At 71.0% G+C, this 19,183-nt stretch carries 18 protein-coding genes; 6 read left to right on the top strand and 12 right to left on the bottom strand.

The genetic code is table 11. The annotated features are described in order from the left end of the window. The first annotated feature begins 68 nt into the window (after positions 1-68). From ACFOES_RS09215 to ACFOES_RS09225, 3 genes are read left to right on the top strand one after another with little or no spacing between them, the layout of a single operon-like run. A complete protein-coding gene (locus ACFOES_RS09215; protein ID WP_377832942.1) occupies positions 69-1,484 on the top strand; it encodes a hypothetical protein in 1,416 nt (471 codons plus the stop codon). Further along, positions 1,474-1,704, top strand: a complete 231-nt coding sequence (locus ACFOES_RS09220; protein ID WP_377832943.1) for a hypothetical protein — start codon at positions 1,474-1,476, stop codon at positions 1,702-1,704. Before ACFOES_RS09215 ends, ACFOES_RS09220 begins: the two co-directional genes overlap by 11 nt. Further along, on the top strand, positions 1,701-1,952 hold the full coding sequence (locus ACFOES_RS09225) for a hypothetical protein (protein WP_377832944.1): 252 nt from the start codon (positions 1,701-1,703) through the stop codon (positions 1,950-1,952). Before ACFOES_RS09220 ends, ACFOES_RS09225 begins: the two co-directional genes overlap by 4 nt. Here ACFOES_RS09225 and ACFOES_RS09230 read toward each other — a convergent pair. From ACFOES_RS09230 to ACFOES_RS09255, 6 genes are read right to left on the bottom strand one after another with little or no spacing between them, the layout of a single operon-like run. After that, positions 1,844-3,367: a hypothetical protein gene (locus ACFOES_RS09230; protein ID WP_377832945.1), complete on the bottom strand. Its 1,524-nt coding sequence runs from the start codon at positions 3,365-3,367 to the stop codon at positions 1,844-1,846. The genes ACFOES_RS09225 and ACFOES_RS09230 overlap by 109 nt on opposite strands. Next, the gene (locus ACFOES_RS09235; protein ID WP_377832946.1) at positions 3,364-4,374 is read right to left on the bottom strand and encodes a glycosyltransferase; all 1,011 of its coding nucleotides are present in this window, start codon (positions 4,372-4,374) and stop codon (positions 3,364-3,366) included. The genes ACFOES_RS09230 and ACFOES_RS09235 overlap by 4 nt, the downstream gene beginning before the upstream one ends. Further along, positions 4,371-5,471, bottom strand: a complete 1,101-nt coding sequence (locus ACFOES_RS09240; protein ID WP_377832947.1) for a glycosyltransferase family 4 protein — start codon at positions 5,469-5,471, stop codon at positions 4,371-4,373. The genes ACFOES_RS09235 and ACFOES_RS09240 overlap by 4 nt, the downstream gene beginning before the upstream one ends. Beyond that, positions 5,468-6,748, bottom strand: coding sequence for a glycosyltransferase family 4 protein (locus ACFOES_RS09245; RefSeq protein WP_377832948.1), 1,281 nt, complete (start codon positions 6,746-6,748; stop codon positions 5,468-5,470). Before ACFOES_RS09245 ends, ACFOES_RS09240 begins: the two co-directional genes overlap by 4 nt. Next, on the bottom strand, positions 6,745-7,944 hold the full coding sequence (locus ACFOES_RS09250) for a glycosyltransferase family 4 protein (protein WP_377832949.1): 1,200 nt from the start codon (positions 7,942-7,944) through the stop codon (positions 6,745-6,747). Before ACFOES_RS09250 ends, ACFOES_RS09245 begins: the two co-directional genes overlap by 4 nt. Before the next feature lie 5 nt (positions 7,945-7,949). Next, entirely contained in the window at positions 7,950-8,771 is an 822-nt protein-coding gene (locus tag ACFOES_RS09255; RefSeq protein ID WP_377832950.1) for a PIG-L deacetylase family protein, read from the bottom strand. Positions 8,772-8,956: 185 nt separating this feature from the next. On the opposite strand from ACFOES_RS09255, the gene ACFOES_RS09260 reads away from it, so the two are divergent. Further along, positions 8,957-9,775, top strand: a complete 819-nt coding sequence (locus tag ACFOES_RS09260) for a sugar transferase (protein ID WP_377832951.1) — start codon at positions 8,957-8,959, stop codon at positions 9,773-9,775. Further along, entirely contained in the window at positions 9,772-10,887 is a 1,116-nt protein-coding gene (locus ACFOES_RS09265) for a GNAT family N-acetyltransferase (protein WP_377832952.1), read from the top strand. Before ACFOES_RS09260 ends, ACFOES_RS09265 begins: the two co-directional genes overlap by 4 nt. On the opposite strand, the gene ACFOES_RS09270 is transcribed toward ACFOES_RS09265, so the two are convergent. Continuing rightward, the gene (locus tag ACFOES_RS09270; protein WP_377832953.1) at positions 10,882-11,721 is read right to left on the bottom strand and encodes a hypothetical protein; all 840 of its coding nucleotides are present in this window, start codon (positions 11,719-11,721) and stop codon (positions 10,882-10,884) included. The two genes, ACFOES_RS09265 and ACFOES_RS09270, sit on opposite strands and share 6 nt — an antisense overlap. Positions 11,722-11,960: 239 nt before the next feature. Here ACFOES_RS09270 and ACFOES_RS09275 point away from each other — a divergent pair, with 239 nt between their 5' ends. Next, entirely contained in the window at positions 11,961-13,019 is a 1,059-nt protein-coding gene (locus ACFOES_RS09275) for a cellulase family glycosylhydrolase (RefSeq protein WP_377832954.1), read from the top strand. On the opposite strand, the gene ACFOES_RS09280 is transcribed toward ACFOES_RS09275, so the two are convergent. From ACFOES_RS09280 to ACFOES_RS09300, 5 genes are read right to left on the bottom strand one after another with little or no spacing between them, the layout of a single operon-like run. Then, positions 13,009-14,217: a GNAT family N-acetyltransferase gene (locus ACFOES_RS09280; protein WP_377832955.1), complete on the bottom strand. Its 1,209-nt coding sequence runs from the start codon at positions 14,215-14,217 to the stop codon at positions 13,009-13,011. The genes ACFOES_RS09275 and ACFOES_RS09280 overlap by 11 nt on opposite strands. After that, positions 14,214-15,440 (bottom strand): GNAT family N-acetyltransferase, encoded by a 1,227-nt coding sequence (locus tag ACFOES_RS09285; protein WP_377832956.1) that lies wholly within the window; start codon positions 15,438-15,440, stop codon positions 14,214-14,216. The genes ACFOES_RS09280 and ACFOES_RS09285 overlap by 4 nt, the downstream gene beginning before the upstream one ends. A gap of 5 nt (positions 15,441-15,445) precedes the next feature. Then, positions 15,446-16,651, bottom strand: a complete 1,206-nt coding sequence (locus ACFOES_RS09290; RefSeq protein ID WP_377832957.1) for a GNAT family N-acetyltransferase — start codon at positions 16,649-16,651, stop codon at positions 15,446-15,448. Continuing rightward, a complete protein-coding gene (locus ACFOES_RS09295; protein ID WP_377832958.1) occupies positions 16,648-17,859 on the bottom strand; it encodes a GNAT family N-acetyltransferase in 1,212 nt (403 codons plus the stop codon). The genes ACFOES_RS09290 and ACFOES_RS09295 overlap by 4 nt, the downstream gene beginning before the upstream one ends. Positions 17,860-17,876: 17 nt before the next feature. Beyond that, entirely contained in the window at positions 17,877-19,178 is a 1,302-nt protein-coding gene (locus ACFOES_RS09300; RefSeq protein WP_377832959.1) for a lipopolysaccharide biosynthesis protein, read from the bottom strand. Positions 19,179-19,183 lie beyond the last annotated feature (5 nt).

Here is a 19,183-nt window from a genome sequence, read left to right on the forward strand (position 1 = left end):
TCTTTTCGAAAATGACACCGCTGCATTTTTTTGGTGTCGGGGGTTTGGGTCGGTTGGAAAATGTCTCGTTGCATCAGCATTGGCACGACATCTATGTTCGGCGCTGGCTGATCCTGCTCACCGCCCTGGCGGCGGCGGCGGCGGCATGGGTCTTCAGCTCCCGGGTCACGCCCGTCTACGAGGGCAAGACCACCTTCTTCATCGACTACAAGGCCCCTCAGCCCGGCTATGTGGCGGCCACGCCCGATGCGCCGCCCGCGCCCCTGTATCCGACGCCGGAGTCGAAGGCGGCCTCGGTCGACATCGGCTATCTGCGCGGGCGGGAAGTCCGCGCGCGGCTCGCCAGGCAATTCGGCCTGAACGTCGGTGAAATCGCGCGCAAGGTCGACGTGACGCTGGGGGGCGAATTCATGGTCGACGCCTATGCCCGCGACCCCGACCCCAGGCGGGCGGCCGATATCGCCAACGCCGTTCCCAAGGTCTACGCGGCGCTTCACGCGCAATCCATGCGCAAGCGCGCCGCCGAGGATGCCGCGACGATCCAGGGACGGCTCGACACGCTCTACCAGCGGCGGGACAGGCTGCAAAGCACGTTGCGCAAGATGCGCATGGACTCGGTTTCGACCGCCGACACCGCGGCCCTGTCCGCGCTTCAGGCGGATCGCGAGGCGGCCCGGAAACAGGCCGAGAACCTCGCGGCCCAGATCGCCAGGAGCGTGGCCGAGCGCGCCTCGCTCGATGCCGCGCTGCGCCAGGAGAAGGGCTATTACGCGGATGGCAACACGGTCGAGACGACTCCCTCGCTCGACGGCCTGCTCCAGCATGTGCTCGATCTCCGGGTCCAGCAGGCCGCCCTGTCGGACGGACCGAACAGCCCGCGCTACGCCGCCATCGAACGCCAGATCGCGGCGATCGACGACGCGATGGCGGTCGAACGCCATCGTCTCGCCACGGCCACCGCCAAGCCTTCCGGCAGCCTCTACGAGGAACTCCGGCTCAAGCTGTCCGGGATGGATGCCACCATCGCCGGGCTGAAGGCGGCGCAGAAGGACGCACGCGACCGCCTTGCCGCCGCCACGAAACGGTTCGACGCGCTGGTCGACACGGTCGGGGCTTCCGACAATGCGGCCAAGGACCTGGCCGACGTGAACCGGCAGATCGGCATTGCCGAGGACAACCTCGCCTCCGCCCGCCTGCAAAGCGCGCATGCGAAACCTCAGCTGGTGGTGGTCGAACAGGCGGTGCCGCCCGAGCGGCCGATCTTTCCCCTGCCGATACTCAACATGGTCGTCGCCGCCTTCTGCGGCATCATCTTCGGCGCCTATTACGCCCTGTTCGTCGCCCAGTCCGAACGGGCGAAGCGCGCGCGCTACATTCTGGCCCAGCCGATCCCCGCCTTCACCGCCAGAGAGCTTGCCGAGCTCAGGGCGCTTTCGTCGCAAGGCGCGGTGACCGTCGAGTGGAGGACCAGACGTGAAAGATGACCTGCCACCCGGCACCCGTGCCCTGATCCAGGGCTTTTCCGCCCAGGGACGCGAGGCCATCGAGAGGGGCGTCTTCGGCGCGCATCACCGCGCGGGGCGGCTGCGGGACGCCCTTCTGCGCGCGGTCGGGGCGATTGCCATCGGCATCTGCGCCGCCGGGCTCGCCATCTTCGCCACCGTCATCCTGCTGAACCTGGTCTTTCACTACGCGCCGACATGACCGAGCAACCGGATCCGATGAGCTTGCGCGCCATTGTCCTGGACGCGGTCAAGCGTGAGGCCGCGACCGACATCGATGCGGGCAAGGTTCTGTTCGACGGCAGCTGGATCCCCCGGGAAGAGCTGAAGTCGAAACGGCGTCAGCGCCTGCTGCGGAACATCGGCAGGACGCTCGAGGCGCTGGTCTTCTGGCTTGCGGTCGCCGGGGCCGGCATATTGCTCATGCTGCTTGCCTCGATCATCGTCTGACCGCCTCCCCGTGGCAGGCCGCGCAGCAGCAGCACCGTCGCCTGGGCGAGGGCGAAGACGAGCCATTGGTTGCTCTGGTCGAGGTTCGGCTCGGACTGGCCCAGAACGAGGGACGTCACCAGCATCAGCAGGGTGACGGCGGCAAGGTTGGTTCCCGCCTGCCAGCGCGCCCCGGTCACGCGGACCAGGTCCAGCGACAGCTGGAAGTATATCGCGATGAGGATCAGGGCCCCCTCGATGCCGAGTTCCGCCGCGGCCTCGCCGAGCAGGTTGTGGACCGGCCGGTTCCAGAAATTCCCGTCGACATGGCCGAAGCCGTGCAGCCCGGTTCCGACGAACGGGCTGCGCCCGATCTCTTCGAGCCCCAGGATGAAGAGCGTCTTGCGCTGGTCGACCCCCTTGGCCACGCCGGCATCGCCAAAGCTCATTTCGTATATGAGGTGTATCAACCCGGCATAGTAGGCGATGGCGAGAAGCGCGAGATAGGCGAGGGCGATGTGAAGCGACAGGCGCGGCCAGCGCAGGAAGGGAAACAGCACCAGCGCGAACAGCGCCGCGAACAGGCCGCCGAAATTCAGCGACACGCCGATCCCCGCCAGGATGATCGCCACGGCGACGGCGTTGCGCAGCGGCCGCTCTCGGGTGCACTGCCAGAGGGCGAAGGGCAGCGCGTAGATCAGGAAGGACGAGTAGTGCTGCGCCGTGATGCACAGACCCGAGGCGCGCATGATGAAGCCGAACGGCGTCGGCTTGAAGGCCGAGAGCGCGGGCTGGATCAGCGTGAACCGGAAGATGCCGAAATAGGCCAGCGTGAACTGGACCACCCCGAACAGCGCGCTGAGGACGGCGACGAGGACGAACGCCCGCAGGGCCAGAACGAGGATGCTGCTGTCACGGCAGGTATCGACCACAAGCAGGGTGACGATGACGACGCGAACGATGCCGTACATGCCGACGAACCAGTTGTAGGGCGACATCACCGGCAGGTGGGCGAAGCCGAGAAAGGCAAGGGCGGAGGCGAAGTAGAACAGCGGGGACAGGCGCACCGCGTGCTCCGGATCCGCTCCCCGCTTGGCCAGCCAGGCCATGAACAGCCCGAAGATCGTGGCGTCGAACGTGTCCAGCGGTCCGACATGGATGCCGTTCAGCTGGGAGGCGGCCATGATCAGGATCACCGCCAGCGTCTCGAAATCCCGCGCCTTGCGCATCAGCCCGGCGAGGATCAGGCCCAGCAACGACAGCAGCACGAGCAGGGCAATCGCGCGATAGGGCAGCTCGGCCATCCCGAGCCGTCTCCACACCCCCGTTGGCACCAGCGCGGAGATTCGGGGATCGAAGACCACGAGCGCGGCCGAGACCACCGGCACCAACAGCCAGGCCAGGGCGAGCAGGAAGCGCCGGGGAGACGTCGTCATCGGGCCGCCCCCGCCAGCCTGGCGACCGCGCGCAACCGGATCCGGATCATCGCCGCGAGGATGACCAGGCTGCGAATGATGACGAAGCCCGCCCCGACGAGCAGCCCCGCCCCCAGCCCGACCAGCGGCGCCTCGCGCCGCGCCGTGTCCCGGATCAGCGGCAGGCCGAGCGCCAGCCCGCCGAGCAGCGACAGCGCCGCAAGCAGGGCTTCGGGCATGCCGCGGAAAAGGGCCAGCACCAGCAGCGGCAGCGACAGCGCGATCAGCCCGAATTGCGCCTTCAGGCTCATCGGCGTCCAATGGTCGTGCCGGCGCTTGTGCGGATGGCGGCCATAGACCTCGAGCCGGCCGACGGCGCGCCGGTACTTGGTCGCGATGAACTGGCCCCAGCTGCGCTGATGCGCATGGGCGACGGGGGCCGTCTCGACAAAGGCGATGCGGTGGCCGCGGCTGGCCAGGCGATAGGCCAGGTCGACATCCTCGGCCTGGCGCAGGCCGGCGTCGAAGCCGCCCAGCGCCTGGAACGCCGACCGCACGACGCCACAGGAGGGCGCGGCGATGAAATCGACCCCCTCTTTCGCCGCCGACATGCCGCGGTAGCGGTCCTCGATCTCGAGCTGGACCAGCCGCGGGACGACACCGTCATTGGCCGCCCGCAGCGTGCCCATGACCGCGTCGAAGCCGGTGCCGTCGATGGCACCGGCCAGCGCCGCCACCCAGTTGGCCGGCGGGGTGCAGTCCGCATCGAGAAACAGCAGCAGCGCCCCCCTCGCCCGGGCGGCCCCGGCATTGCGGGCGGCGGCGGGGCCGGCATTGCGCTGCCGGATCACCTGCGCCCGCCCCGCGGCGATGCTGTCGCCGCCGTCCGTCGAGCCGTCATCGACGACGATCACCTCGAAATCCGGGGCGCCGCTCTGGGCGTCGAGCGCGTCGAGCGTCGCAGCGATGGTATCGGCATCGTTGTAGAGCGGGACGATCACCGAAACGCGGGGCGGGGAGGCGGTCATCCGACGGTCTCCCGGAACAGGGCGGCCGTCCGGGCCCCGGCGCTGTCCCAGCTGTAGCGGGCGAGCCGGTCATAGCCCGCCCGTTGCAGCCGCGCGAACAGGGCGTCGTCTCCGGCCAGCGCCTCGAGCGCCTCGCGCAAGGCGACCCGATCGCCCGGCGGCACCAGCAGCCCCGCCTCGCCCACCACCTCGGGCAGGGAGGTGGCGCGGGCGGCGATCACCGGCGCCCCGCGCGCCATCGCTTCGAGAACGACCAGGCCGAAGCCCTCGGCGACGGACGGGAAGACGAAGCCGCGACAGCGCAGGAAGGCGTCGCGCAGCTCTTCCTCGCTGACGAAGCCGCGCAGCTCGATGCGCGCGTCGGCCCCGCGCAGGGCGGCCTCGACATCCCGCGTCGCGTTGCCTTCGGGGCCGACGATCAGCAGGCGATAGTTCTGGCGGGCAAGAAGCGCGCTGTCGCGAAACGCGTGGATGAGATCGACGATGCCCTTCGTCCGCTCGAGCTTGCCGACGAACAGGAAGGTCCTGTCGGGCATCGCCCCGGCTCGGCGCTCGCGGCCGGGGCCTCCCTCGGTGATGGTCACGACCCGGCCGGGATCGGCCCCGCCGAAGCGCACGACATCCGCCGCGGTGAAGGCGGAGACGGCGATCACGCGATCGCTGCGGGCCACGGCCCTGCGGATCACGCGGCGCAGCGCGGCGGCCTTGAGATGGCCGAACTTCTCGGGGGCCCTGAAATGCAGCATGTCATGGGCGACCAGGACGCTCGGCCCCCGCAGGCGCGGCGCCCAGATCAGGTTGGGCAGGAAGGTGAGATCGGCCCCGAGGCGGTTGGCATAGTCGACGAACCCCGTTGCCTGCCACAGCAGGCGGCGGCTCGGCGCGCGCGGGGGATCGAGGCATTCCAGGCGCACCCTGGGGCCGAACGCGGTCTCGCTCAGGCCGCGCTGCCACGGGGCGTGGGCAAGCGTCACCTCGAGGCCGGGATCGGCGGCCAGCAGGCGCGGCAGCAGCTCCATGAGATAGCGGTCGGGGCCGCGCGGCCGGGCATTGTCGTTGATCCCGTTGACCAGGACATGCAGCGGCGCGGCGCTCATGTCGCCACCCGTTCCCGGTCCGGCACCGGATCGCTGTCGAGCAGGGTCGAGATCAGCTCGAACTCGCGCGCGAGGATGCGGCCCCAGTCATGCGCCCTTGCCGTGGCCGGCCCCGCGCGCGCGCAGTCGCGGTAGAGCTGCGGCTCTCCGATCAGCCGCCGCACCGCCGCCGCGATGCCGGCCCCGCTGCAGGCGGTGGTCAGCCCGGCCCCGCTGCGCTCCACCAGATCGCCCGCCTCGGAGCCTTCGAGCGCGATCACCGGCAGGGCCGAGGCCATGTATTCCAGCACCTTGAGCGGCGCGGCATGGAGCCGGAGCGGATGCGGGCGGAACGTGGCCAGGCCGATGCCCGCTTCGGCCAGCGCGGCGGCGACCTCTTCCCGGGGCCGGTCGCCGCGCCAGTCGACCGCGGATGCGAGCCCGAGCTCTCCGACCCGCGCCGCCAGACGGTCGCGGTAGAGGCTTTCGACGGGGCCGAATATCTCCAGTCGCGCGTCGGGATGGTCGGGACGGAGCAGCGCCAGGGCATCCAGCGCCTCTTCGATGCCCGACCACGGCGCCACCCGGCCGACGAAGATCAGGCGCGGGCGCGGCTCCTCGCGGGGCCGGCCGGCGAAGAAGGCGCTGTCGACACCCGTCGGCGACAGATCGACCCGCGCCCCGGGGATGCCGTTCAGACGGGCCGCGAGCCGCCGGCCGATCGACAGCGTCAGGTCCGCCTTCGCCGCCGCGCTGCGTTCGTGGCGCGCGGCCCAGCCGCGCCGCAGCGGCGAGGTCACGAAGCCCGGCTCGTAGTCGCGGTCGACATAGACCAGCGCCGCGATCCGGCCGTCGCGCCGCAGCGGCAGCGCGGCCCGGACGGCCCAGGGGCCGAAGGCCTCGCAGATGGTCGTCTCTCCGGGCCGGAGCGCCTTGCGGGCCGCGTGGCCCAGGCTGCGGAGCGAGACCTCGTCGCGGGCGATCGCGATCGTGTCGAGAACCAGGCCGAGGCCGCGGCGCATCCCCCCTGCCCGCCCCTCCTGCCGGGTCAGCGCCCGCACGGTTCCCTCCGGCGGGTTCAACGGCGGATCGACCCCGATATAGCGCACCCCGTCCTCGCTGCCTTGCGTCCGGCCGCTGCCGATCAGCGCGCCAAGTCGCCGGCCGGCAGCGCCGCGCTGCCGGTAGACGACCGTGACCCGGTCGAAGCGCCGGCTCAGCTCGCGGATCACGTGATGCTCGCGGTTGTTGCGGCGACCGCGCACGTCGAGCGTGGTCAGGACGAGAAGATGCTTCACGCGACGCCCTCCGACAGGCGGGCGGCCGGTCCGGCCATTGCCGCGGTCAGGGCCCGGGCCAGCGCGGCCGCCACCCGTGGCTCCAAGAAATCGCGCTCTACCCGGCAACGGGCCGCGGCGCCCAGCCGGTCCGCCAGCGCATCGTCGCGCAAGACGCGGTCGATCGCTTCGGCCAGCGCGGCGGCATCGGTCGGCGCCGCGACCAGCCCGCTTTCGCCGTCGACCAGCCAGCTTTCCGTGCCGCCGAGGCCAAATCCGACCACCGGCCGGCCAAGCTGCATCGCCTCCATGCCGACAAGGCCGAACCCCTCGGGCACGAGCGAGGGATGGGCGAGGCAGCGCGCCCGGGCCATGGCCCGGCGCACCTCTTCGCCCGCGACCCGGCCGTGGAACGTCACCTGCCGGGCAAGGCCGAGCCGCGCCGCCCGGCGCCGCAAGGCCGGCAGCGCCGGCCCGTCGCCCAGCAGAACCAGACGCGCGCCCGGCACCCGCAGCCGGGCGAAGGCCTCGACCAGCAGGCAGGCCCCCTTGTCCTCCGAGATCAGGCCCGCATAGAGAACGACGGGCGCCTGCCGGGACGGCGGCGGCGCGGCAGGCACCTCGGCCTCGACGGCATGCGGGATCACGCGCAGCTTGGCTTCGTCCAGGCCCGCGGCAACGGCGCACCGCGCCAGGTAGGCGCTCGGGGCGATGAACAGCCGCGAACGCTCGCACAGCAGGTGCCAGAGGGCACGCCGCATCGGGCGGTGGCGCAGCCGTCCGATCCCTTCCCGCAACGGCAGCCGGGACCGGCCCGCGCCCAGGACGCCCCGGCTGGGGCCGAGGGCTTCGAACGGGGAGACATCGTGCAGCACCGTCACCAGCGGCGCGGTTTCGGCGGCGGCGGCGGCGAGCTCGGGCACCAGGGTGGCGAAACCGAGGTGAAGCTGGATCACGTCTGCCCCCTGCGCCGCGCGGCGCAGGGCCGCGACCGAGGAGGCCGCCTGCGACGGGCCGCCTCTCAGCCGCACCGAAACCGCCCCCCGGCCGCTCTCCGCGGCCTTGTCGGCAAGTGTCCGCGATGGACCGTTCGGCACCAGCCGCAGCAGGTCCACCCGCCAGGACAGGGCCTCGAGCATGCGCCTCTGCTGGTCCACGGCGCGCCTGATCCCGCCGCCCTGCTCCGGCTTGTCGGTTATTTGCAGCAGCTTCGGCATCGGGCTCAGACCTTCAGACGCGCGCAGATTTCGGCAAACCCCGCGGCGGTGGTCCGGTGGAACGCCTCGGCATAGCCTTCCGCCTGGCCACCGGAGCGGGCGCGATAGGTGTTGAGCGCCATCGCCGCGGCGACGTAGTCGGTGGTCGCGGTCTGCGAGGCATGTTCCGCGATCGCCTGCCACTTGGTCCCGGCCACGGGAGTGATGTCCAAAAGCGCATTCGCCGGCAGCGGGCTCCAGACCTCGTAGGCGAGGAACTCGGTGCCCGGCGGCAGCGCCGTGGCGGCGGCCTCGCTGGCGATCCGCGCCGCGACGGCGTGGTCGGCATGCCGGTCCGCCGGGAACGGCGCGGCCAGAATGTCCGGGGGGCTTGCCTGCCAATGCGCCGCCAGGCGGTCCGCAAGCCGGCCTTCGTCCTGCTGCAGCGCGCCATCCCTGCCGTCGCACCAGACGGCCTCGGCGCCGAGCCGGGCCAGCGCGGCCGTTGCTTCCCGGCGTCGCGTTGCGCGCAGCTGGGCGCCCGCCGCCTGACGCTCCGCGAGGGGGCGCGACTCGTCTCGCACCAGCCGGCTTCCCTGCTCTCCTTGCGTCAGGAAGATCACCTCCACAGACCGGCCGGCCTGGGCCCAGAGCGCGATCAGCCCGCCGCAACCGATGCTCTCGTCGTCGGGATGGGGCGCGATAACGGAAAGCCTGTGTCCCGCGGGCAGTCCGATGTTCTGGAGGGGCCCGAAGCGTTCGTAGGCCAACAGCAGCGGCCGCAGCCAGCCCGGCCTGACGCGACGGACGATGACATCGAGCAGCGGCTGTTTGAACTGAATGGCCAATTATCAAATGCCCTGAAACCGCAGCGGCCACGAAAGAGCGCCCGGCCTGCTTGCCCGCAAAGGCGCCGATCAAGGAACGAAATGTGCCCCGGTTCGAGTTTGGGGCGAATCGAGAAATGTGTTAACCTTAAGCCTAATATTATTACCGTGCTATCAAAGCGAACCAAACATTATTTTCCGCGATATTGGTTCCGGGTTTCAGCAATGAATTTCAGGATCGCAACTCATCCGTTGGTTTCGCGATTAATTTCGCGATGCGCAGGCCCGACCAGAACCTGGGAGGGCAGACGCCTGTGAGACCGACACCCGGGGTGCGGAATTCCGCGACCGAAACCGAAGGCCACAGCCCGGCGGGGCCGTTCTCGGCGGGCGCGGATCAGCCGGTCTGCGCGCCCGACGGGCTATGCTGGGCGATCAAGCAGGCGGCAGAACGCTGCCTTGCCGGCCTGCTGATCCTCTTCTTCGCCCCCGTTCTTGTAGTCATCGCGCTGGCGATCGTCGCGGAATCGGGCCGACCGGTCTTCTTTGTCCAGCCGCGCTTTGGCCGCAACGGCACCCCGATCTCCATCCTGAAATTCCGCACCATGCGGCAGGAACTGAGCGACATCTCCGGCGCCAATCAGACCGCCGACGAGGACCCCCGGATCACCTGCGTGGGCCAGTTGCTGCGGCGCACATCGCTGGACGAACTGCCCCAGCTGTGGAACGTGCTCACCGGCCAGATGGCGCTGATCGGGCCGCGCGCCCATCCCTGCGGCATGCGCGTGCAGGGCACGCTCTGCGAGGATCTCGATCCGCAGTACCATCTGCGCCACGTCGTGCGCCCGGGCATTACCGGCTGGGCCCAGGTGAGCGGCTCGCGCGGAGCGGTGAAGACCCCTGAAATGCTGCACCACCGGGTTGCCCTCGACCTCGAATACATCCGTGACTGGTCGCTCTGGCGCGATCTGAAGATCGCGCTGCGCACCGTCCAGGTCGTGCTTTCCCGGCGTCAGGCGCGATGAGCCCGGCTGCGAACAACGCCCCCGGCGCGGCGGTGCCGCTGCAGGCCGAGCGGATCGATCCGGCGGTGACGCCCGGGTTCGCCAAGCTCTGGCAGCAGCATCTTGCCGCCACGCCGGGGGCGACGCTCTTTTCGGGCCCGGACTTCCAGGCGGCGCTCCGGCGCGCCTTTGCACCGGATGGCGCAGCGCAGGCGATCGCCGTCTATCGCGGCACCTGCCTCGCGGGCGTTCTGCCCCTTGCCGACCTGCCCCTCGCGCGCGGCCCGCTGACGCTGCGCGAAAGCGGCTTTCCCCGCAACGCCCACACGCTGCGCAACGATCTGCTCGCCGGGTCCGACAGGACCCTGCTCGCGGCGATGTTCGCGGAATGGCGGCGCGGGTCCAGGACCGATACGCTGGTGCTCGAGAACCTGCCCCACCGCGATGATCTTGCGAAAGCCATCTCGCAGGCCGCCCGGGCGGCAGGGCTGGTCGCGGACCCGCCGCGGCCGGGGCGCCTGCTCGACTTCGCCGAGACGGAGGGCGGCTACGACGCCTATCTCGCCACCCGTTCGGGCCAGTTCCGCCGCCAGCTGCGCAAGAAACGCCGCATTCTGGAAGCCGCCGGAGACTTCGAGATCACCCGGCTGACGGGCGCCCCGCTGCGCGAGGCGTTTCCCCAATGGCGCAGCGTCGTCGCCCGGAGCTGGCAAGGCGCGGCGGAGGCGGCGGCGAATACCCCGGCCGACTGGCAGCTGCATGAAAGCCTGGCGGCGAACGGCGCCCTCTGGCTGGCCCGGCTCGACGGCGAGCCGATCGCGGCGCTGCGGATGCTCGAGGACAGCAGGGCCGCCTATGTCCATACAATGCATTTCGATCAGGACCGGCGCGAGCTGGCACCGGGCATCGTCCTGTTCGACGCGATGATGCGAGACGCCTGCGCGCGCCGGCTGCCGCGGGTCGATTTCAACGGCCATTCCGATTTCTTTGCCCGCTGGGCGACGGGGCAGGATGCCCGCATGTCGATCCGGCTTTACCGCAACAGCCTGCGCGGACGCGGCGCCCGGCTCCTGCGCGGGCTCGGCAGGCGCGGCCCGTCAGCGGCGACCGGCGCCGACCGGGTTTCCTCATAGGCGCCCCCGCTGATGGGCCAGGAACTCGGCCAGCGCGGCCAGCGTCACGATCACCGTATGCTGGTTCGATTGCCCCAGCGGCGGCATGTTGCGCGCCTTCCAGCCGCCGTCCGGAAGCTGATTGCGCAACAGCCGGATAATCCAGGACGGGCGGATCAGGTCATGCCTCTCCAGCCATTGCAGGACCATGCACCGCTCGGCGAAGATGTCCTCGGCGCGCGCGGTGATCTCGTTGGCACGCCGGATGACCGGGACCGTTTCGGCCATCATCTCCCGCACCTCCTCGGCCGGCGCGCCGCCGTTCCAGATCAGCATCAGCCCGCCGACGACGATATGGGTCGTGCCGTAGAAGCCGTTGTCCGCGAAGGCGCGCAGACGGTCGAGGATGTCGGGCTGCGGACGCTTGTCGGCCCAGGCTGCGTCGAGCATCAGCAGCTCGACCGGGTAGTAGGGCCGGACGCCCTGGACATGCGGCACCCCGGCATAGGCCGGATCCTCGTCGTCGTAATCGGGATAGATCAGCCGCAGCGCGGGGTCCCGGATCGTCCGCCGGTAGTGTTCGGCCTTCTCGTGCAGGAAGGCGAAACGGGAATCGCCGGTACGCTCGAGAGTGCGCTTGGCACAGAACAGAACCGACATCGACACGTCCGCCTGCGGCAGCAGCCAGGCGACGCCCCGGTCGATGGCCCGGTCGACCCTTTCGAGCCAGAGATCGGGGGCGCGGGCATAGGCGGCGTCAAGGCGCTCGTTGCGCAGCGGCACGGTCGCGCGTTCGAAGCGGAACTCGGCCGATCGCAGGACACGCTCGTGAAGGCGGGGCTGTGCCATGGTCATGCCCGCCTCCCATCGGCCCGGCCCGGCCAGGTGCGAGGTCCGGCCATGCCCTCCAGCGGGCGGCCGGCGCCAATCTGGTTCGATCCTGTCATCCTTCCTCCTTTCCCCGGCGCGCGGCGGGCGCCGGGAAGCGACTGCCGCGCCCGGGCCGACCGCGGGCGCGCCGCGGTGCCGGGCCTGCCGGCCGGTCCGTTTTCTGATATGATCGCATGGTGCCACGGGTGAGCATGGGGGAGCATATGCGGGCTCTGTCTCTCGGTATCCTGGCGGTGATCGCTGCCACCGCCTTCGTCGGCCAGGCCTGGCTTCGCGCCGCTCCGGCGGAGGCACCGCCGCCCGGCGAGGCCGCTTTGCGCGCCGCCACCGCGGCCTGCACCCGGACGCGGGCCCGGATCCCGGGCGGCGTTCTCGGCATCAGCGACCCGCACGCGGACGATCCCGGCGTCATCGACCTGATCGCCGCCACCGGCGTGCACTGGGTCCGGGCCGAATTCTACTGGCGCAAGATCGAGCCGGTGCCGGGCGCCGGCTATCACTGGGCGCATTACGACGCGATGGTGAAAGCCTATGCCCGTCGCGGGATCCGCATCCAGGCGATCCTGACCTACATGCCGGACAGCCTGCCGCCGGACTGGTCGCAGCGCGCCGCCGCTTTCGAAAGGTTCACCGCCGCCGCCGTCCGCCGCTACGCGCCGCTCGGCGTGCATCTGTGGGAGGTCTTCAACGAGCCGAACCTGCCCGGCTATGGCTGGCTGACCCGTGGCAACGACACGCGCGCCAATCTCGACGGCTACGTGCTGATGCTGGCCGCGGCCAATCGCGCAATGCGCAAGAACGATCCGAAGGCGGTCGTGCTGATCGGCGGCATGGCCTCGGACCAGCATCGCGGATTGCCGGTCGAGACCACGATGGCGCGGGTCTATCGCCTCGGCGCCCGGAACTGCTTCGACGTGATGGCCTTCCATCCCTATGGCTACCAGGGACGCTTCGGTGCCGCCCGCGCCCGCATCGACGCGCTCCTCGAGAAGGCGGGCGACAGCGACAAGCCGGTCTGGTTCAACGAATACGGCTGGACCGAGCAGAAGGCGATGGACATGGCGCGCAATCCCGGCGCCGCGGGCAATCCGATGCTGCGGGCCCTTGAGCAGCGCACGGTGGCCGATGCCTTCTTCTGGTTCTCGGCCAAGGACTACAGCAGCCGCTACGGCACGCCCGCCTTCGGCCTCGCGACCTACAAACTCGAGCGGCGGCCGAGCTTCTACACCTTCCGGCACTTCGTCGAGGGGCTCAGGCAGTAGCATTCCCGGGCGCCTCCCATCGCCGCCGCGTCCGCGCGATCAGATCGTAGGCCCGGCCCCGGGGGGTCGGCAGGAAGGCACAGACATTGACCAGCATGTGGCTGCTGTCCGACAGGTGGCGGGTCCAGTCCTGGGTCGAGTTCAGGTCGAAGCGGCGCAGCCCGTGATCCGCCCCCCAGTCGATCCCGGCCCCGATCGCCAGCAGGCCCGCGCTCGCCTTCGGATAACGGTCGTTGCGGAAGGTCAGCAAAGCGGTCAGCGTCTCGCCGTGCCGGGCCGAAAGCAGCGCGCTGACCACGCCGTCCCGCGTCAGCCCGAGGCTGAGCACGGGCTCGATCCCGGGCTCACCGGCGGAGAGGGCGCGTTCGAAGAAGGCCCGCTGGCGCGCGTCGAACGGGATCACCACCCGTCCGTCGGCCGCCCCCTGCCCCTTCCAGCTTTCGGCGGCAAGCTGCGACAGCGCGTCCATCTCCGGCGCCACCTGCTGCCAGCCGACGCGGGTTTCGAAGCGGATTCCCGCCTCGGCCGCAGCGGCCCGGGCCCGGCGCACGTTCTGCCGGTATCTCTTGTTCTGTTTCGCCACGATCGCGTCGAAGGGCGCGAGGCGTTCCAGCGTCAGCACCTTGCGGCGCAGCTGGTGCACCCATGGCGCCAGGCCCGCGGCGCGCAGCCCGTCCAGCCAGACCGCCTGCTCTTCCTCGCGCACCGGCAGCACGATCTGGTCGATCTGCGCCTGATTGGCGAGATGCAGGCACAGCGCCCGGATCACCGCGCCGCGCAGCTCCGGCTCTGCCAGCAGCGAGGGGCGCAACCATGTCGCGCACCAGGACACGACCGAAGAGATCTGGCGCACCGGGAACAGCCGGCGCCCGCCGGGCACGAGCGCGCTGTCGAAGGGGCCGTAATCTATGTGCGGAACGAAACCCGGCCCGCGCCGCATCCGCGCCCGCATCACCGGCAGCACGCCGATCAGCTGGCCCTGCTTCCAGGCCAGCAGCACCCCCGGCTCTGCCCCTTCCGAACAGGTGAGGCGCCAGGCGTCATAGACGGCCGGCCACTTGAAGAACATCGCGTCCAGCCGCTGCGCCAGCCCGCGCCAGGCCGCGCCGTGCCGCTGCAGGGCATCGTCGGCGCCCAGACAGGCCACGGTGATGCCGGCCCGGTCCGCTGCCGAAGAAACGCGAGCCAGCTGGTTCATTTCAGCCTCCTCGCCAGCCCGGAGACGATGCCCAGCGCCCGACCGCGCAGGCCGTTCGAAAAGCAGACGACGTTGTTCTGCGTCCGGATGCGGTCGGTCAGGTGGCGCGCCCAGTCCTGGGTGACGTTGAGGTCGACAGCCGACAGGTTCCGCGCCGCAGCCCAGTCGATCATGCGGCCGACCAGCAGCAGGCCGGGACTGGCGCGGGCCGCCTCGGCGGTGCGGAAGGTCAGCAGCGCCGTGACCCGGTCGCCATGTAGCAGCCAGAGCAGCGCCGCGACGGGCCGGCCCTGCAACCGTGCCAGGGCCAGCACCGGCGTCATCTCGGCCTCGAGCCCCGGATCGGCGATCAACGCCTCGACGAAGGCCCGTTGCCGCCCCGAATAGGGGATCAGCAGGTCGGCATCTTCGCGCCCGGTCTCCTTCCAGCTTCGGGCGGCGACGGCGGCGAGCACGGGAAGGGCGCTCAGCACGGCATCGCGCCCCTGGTGCAGAACGATCTCCAGCCCGAGGTCCCGCGCCGCGCCCTCGGCGCGCCGGACATTGCGGCGGAAGTTCCGGTTCTGCCGCGCCACGATCTGTTGGAAGGGGGCGACGCCGTCTATCCCGCCGATCCGGCGGTCGAGGGTGAGAACCCATGGCGCCAGCCCCTCCGCCCGCAACGCGGCGCGCCATTCCTCCTGTTCGGTCTCGGCATCGACCGGCAGGACGAGGCCATCCCAGCCCGCCATCTGCTTGAGGGTGCGGGCAAAGGCGCGGATCACCGCCGCGCGCTCCCGCGGGCGGCACAGCGGCGCCGGCCCGACGCAGACCGCCGGCATCGAGACGACCGGCGACAGCTGGCGCAGGCGGAACGGGCGCGGCCGGCGCGAATTGAGCAGCCCCCGGTCGGACGGGGCGAAATCGTGCCGCGGGGCGCAGCTCGGCCCCCGGCGCACCGTCGCCCGCATCATCGGCATGATCCCCGCCAGCCGTTCCCCGGCCCAGGCGGTCAGCAGGAAGGGCTCGACATCGCCCGAGAGCGTGTCGCGCCAGGCCCGGAAATAGACCGGCATCGCGAAGCAGGTCGCCTCTCCGCAGTCGCGCGCGAGGCATCGCCAGGCGTCCCCGACCGCGGCGATCTCTTCCGGCGTGCCGAGCCGTTCCGTGGTCAGCGCGCCCGCGTCGCCGCGGGGCAGCGAAATGCGCACCGGCGTGATCGAAGCGAGCGGCTGGTGTCGCATCGCCGTCACCGCAACTTCTGGACCAGGCCGGCCGCCGTCCAGAGCGCACGCGCGTCGAGCCGGGGCGCGCAGGCGATGACGTGGCAGACCCGCTGCCGGGAATCGCTCAGGTGGCGGATCCAGGGCGCCGTCGCGTTGAAATCGATGTGCTGCAGCCCCCTGTCGTTGGCCCAGTCGATGCAGGCGCCGAACAGCAGCAACCCCGGGCTGCATTTCGGCAGGCGCCCGTTCCAGAAGGTCAGCAAGGCCGTTAGCCGGTCGCCATGGCGCAGCATCAGCAGGACCACCAGCTCCCCCGCCGGGTCGGAGGCAACGCCGAGGACCGGAACCGCCCCGGCATCTTCCTCGGCCAGAAAACGCTCGAAATACTGCCGCTGTTCGCCGTCATAGGCGATATGCACGTCGGTATCGGCGCGCCCCGCGTGTTTCCAGCTTGCCCGCGCCAGCGCGTCGATGGTGCCGAACCGGGCGGCAACCGCCGCCGCGCCTTCGAAGACCTCGAGCTGCAGGCCCGCCTTGCCGGCGGCGGCCCTGGCGCGGCGCACGTTCTGGCGGAACTTTCCCGCGTTGCGGTCGACGACCTCCTGGAACGGCGCGACGTCGCGCAGGTCCTGGACCACGCGGCCCAGCGGCTCGAGCCGGCTCCGGATGTCGTGCCGGGCGAAGGCGTCCTGCCAGATCGCCGCTTCCTCGCCCTCATGGGCCGGGAAGACCGCGATCTGCCAGCCGGGAAGCCCGTGGATCGCCCCGGCAATGGCATCGCAGACGAGGGCCCGGTCCCCGGGCCGGCACAGCGGCCCGACCCAGAGCAGGGTCGCGGGCAGCGACGACAGCGCGGTCAGTTGCTGCACGGGGATCGGGCGGCGCCGGCGCTGGCGGACAAGGGGCAGGTCGCGCGGGTCGTAGTCGTAGCGCGGCGAGAGTTTCGGGCCGCGCCAGACCCGGTCGCGCATCAGCGGCATCACCCCGCGCAGCCGGCCGTCGCCGTCGCGCACGACCGCCAGCGGCGTGCTGCCCGGCCGCCGAAACAGCTCGCGACAGGCAAGGAACGCCCGCGGATGACAGGACCAGGCCGCGCTGTCGACCGCCTCGAACAAGGCCTGCCATTCGGACAGCATTCCGGCGACATCGCTGTCGCGGGTCAGGATCGTCGCGCTCATGACCTCCGGATCGGCCATCAGGGCGGCGGGGGACCGCAGATGCGATGTCATCGTCCCCCTCCCCCGGCCAGCCGGACGCGCGCGCCGCGTATTCCCGTCCTGATGCGGCGCACTGCCTTCAGCGCGGCCAGCAGGGTCGGGCCGGAGAGCGGCGAGACGGCGACCAGCCGGCGCTCGATCCGCCTGTCGTGACGCCAGAGCCGCGCCATCAGCGCATGGCCGTCGCCGGTGCAGGAATCCATCCACCGGAACGTGTCGCGGCCGTGCAGGTCGCGGATCGCCTCGAGCTCCAGCAGCACCCCGGGCGAATAGCGCGCGAAGGCCTCGTCATAGGCCACCTTGAAGGCCATCCCCGCGCCGCCGGCCGACAGGAAATTGCATTGCAGCGCGATCGGCCGGCCGTCGAGGAACAGCCCCGCCATGTGCAGCTCGCCGCGCGCCGCGGCGGCCAGGCAACAGCGCCGGAAGAAGGCGCTGGCCGAGGGGTCGGCCACCACGGCCGTGCCTTCGCGCCCTTTCCAGCCCTCGGCCTCGAGCGCGAGAAAGTCCTCGATCCACGCGGCGGCCGGGTCCCCCCGCCCGAGGGCGCGCGGCTCCAGGCTTCCCTGTTCGGACAGGCGGCGGAGCTGGCGGCGCCAGGACTTGCGCGACTTGGCCGTGGCGGCCTTGGCGATATAGACCTCCGCGCCTTCCGGGTCGCGGCGCAGAACGCGCCGCTCGAAACCGTCCATCGCGACCGAGGCCGCGGGCGGAACCATGGCCGGGCTGTCCCCGGGCAGATCGGGAAGATCGATCAACCGCGCGCCGGCACGATGCGCCCAGCCGAGAAGCAGCCGCCAGGCCAGGCCGGCCCGGCCGGCATCGACAAGCGGCGCCGCCAGGAACATCTGCGGATGGCGCCAGGCGGCAAGGGTCGCAAGCGGCAGCCCGTAGAACCGCTGTCGCAGCACCAACGGAAAGACGCCGATCAGATCGCCGCCATGGCTTGCCGTGTCGCGAACGAAGACGACCCGTATCCGCTCCTGGCCGGCGAAGAGTTCCAGCGCCGGCAACAGGCACCAGGGCTCGTAGAAAGGGTTGGGCTCGGCCGCGCGGCCAGCCAGATCCTGCCACTCGGCGACCAGCCGGGCGGCCTGCGCAGCCGTCTCGGCCACCTCCACCGCCGGGCGCAGGCTGCCGCGATTGCCGGCGGCGGTCATCGGCCTCTGCGGTGCCTGCCGGGACTGCGGCGCGGGTGCAAGATCAAGCGGGCTGTCCATCCTGCTCTCCTCCCTGCTCACGCCGAACCGGCCTGGCCGACGGCCTCGCCGCCGGCGGAGACGGCGCCCGCGCCATTCCATCCGCGCCGCAACGCGCGCCAGACGAAGACGCCGATCGCGGCCATGGCGATCAGCCGCGACAGCACGTCGGCGACCGCCATGCCGACGCCGCCCGCGCTGGCCACCAGCGGGATCGCGAAGGCGACCCGGAGCCCCATCTGCATCATCGCGCCAAGAGCCAGGATTCGCGCCTCGCCGAGGGTCAGCAGCACGAGCATCAGCGGGGCGCCGACAAGCGTCATCACGGAGGCGGTCAGCAGGACCACGAAGATCGGCGCCGAGTCCGCGTAGCCCGGGCCGACGAACAGCACCATCGCGGGCTCGGCCAGCAGCCAGGCCGCGAGCGGCAGGAGCAGCACCGGCAGCAGCACCCGCGATCCCTTGACCATGAATTCGCGGACTTGCCCGGCATTCTCGAAGCGCGAGATCGTCGGCAGCAGCGTGGTGACCAGCGCCTGGGTGACGACGCCGACGCCGACGCAGAGCTGCGCCGCGACGGCGAAATGGCCGGCCTGCCCGGCACCGCCGAGCCAGCCGACGAGCCAGAGGTCGAGCCGGCCGCCGAGCATGGCGAGCGCGGCCAGCGCCATCCAGCGGTTCACCCGCAACAGCGCGGCAAGCCCCTCTCGCAATGGCGCGGCATCGCGCAGGAAGGACCACGACACCATCCGGACGCTGAAAAGGAAGGTCACCACGGTCGCCCCGCAGATGGCCAGGGCCGCCGTCCACGGGTCCGGCTCGGGCCGCAGCAGGAAGGGCAGCACGACGAGGATCCGGATCGCGTTCTTCCATGTCGAGACCAGCGCGATACGGCCAAAGGCCTCATGCGCGGTCAGCAGCGCCAGGATGAAGCCCTGCATCCCCGCGACCAGGGCCGCGCCTCCCGCGACAGCGATCAGCGGCGCTATGGACGCGTCGCCGACCATCGCGATCGACATTGGCCGCGCGGCCAGCGCGGCGATCACGGCGTAGATCAATCCCGCGATCAGCTTCGACCACAGCCCCGCCCGCAACAGGTCGGGGCTGGGCGCGCCGGTGGTGCCGCGCCGCGCGGCGAGATTGACCATCCCGGTATTGACCGACGCATCGAGAAACATCTGGCCGCCGTCGATCACGGCGATCACCCCCATGACGATGGCCAGTTCGGCCGGCTCGAGACTGCGCCCGAGCAACAGGAGCAAGAGCAGCCCCAGCCCCGTCGCGGTGACGTTCCCCAACGTGACAAGGCTACCGCCACCCAGCAGCCGACGATATGTCACGGCAC

The organism is Acidimangrovimonas pyrenivorans, from assembly GCF_042643245.1.
GTDB classification, from domain to species: Bacteria; Pseudomonadota; Alphaproteobacteria; order Rhodobacterales; family Rhodobacteraceae; genus Acidimangrovimonas; species Acidimangrovimonas pyrenivorans.

What these genes read in the sequence shown, in the direction of transcription:
- ACFOES_RS09225 (WP_377832944.1), top strand. Translation starts at nt 1,701, where the DNA reads ATGACCGAGCAACCGGATCCGATGAGCTTGCGCGCCATTGTCCTGGAC.
- ACFOES_RS09230 (WP_377832945.1), bottom strand. Translation starts at nt 3,367, where the DNA reads ATGACGACGTCTCCCCGGCGCTTCCTGCTCGCCCTGGCCTGGCTGTTG.
- ACFOES_RS09235 (WP_377832946.1), bottom strand. Translation starts at nt 4,374, where the DNA reads ATGACCGCCTCCCCGCCCCGCGTTTCGGTGATCGTCCCGCTCTACAAC.
- ACFOES_RS09240 (WP_377832947.1), bottom strand. Translation starts at nt 5,471, where the DNA reads ATGAGCGCCGCGCCGCTGCATGTCCTGGTCAACGGGATCAACGACAAT.
- ACFOES_RS09250 (WP_377832949.1), bottom strand. Translation starts at nt 7,944, where the DNA reads ATGCCGAAGCTGCTGCAAATAACCGACAAGCCGGAGCAGGGCGGCGGG.
- ACFOES_RS09265 (WP_377832952.1), top strand. Translation starts at nt 9,772, where the DNA reads ATGAGCCCGGCTGCGAACAACGCCCCCGGCGCGGCGGTGCCGCTGCAG.
- ACFOES_RS09270 (WP_377832953.1), bottom strand. Translation starts at nt 11,721, where the DNA reads ATGACCATGGCACAGCCCCGCCTTCACGAGCGTGTCCTGCGATCGGCC.
- ACFOES_RS09275 (WP_377832954.1), top strand. Translation starts at nt 11,961, where the DNA reads ATGCGGGCTCTGTCTCTCGGTATCCTGGCGGTGATCGCTGCCACCGCC.
- ACFOES_RS09280 (WP_377832955.1), bottom strand. Translation starts at nt 14,217, where the DNA reads ATGAACCAGCTGGCTCGCGTTTCTTCGGCAGCGGACCGGGCCGGCATC.
- ACFOES_RS09285 (WP_377832956.1), bottom strand. Translation starts at nt 15,440, where the DNA reads ATGCGACACCAGCCGCTCGCTTCGATCACGCCGGTGCGCATTTCGCTG.
- ACFOES_RS09290 (WP_377832957.1), bottom strand. Translation starts at nt 16,651, where the DNA reads ATGACATCGCATCTGCGGTCCCCCGCCGCCCTGATGGCCGATCCGGAG.
- ACFOES_RS09295 (WP_377832958.1), bottom strand. Translation starts at nt 17,859, where the DNA reads ATGGACAGCCCGCTTGATCTTGCACCCGCGCCGCAGTCCCGGCAGGCA.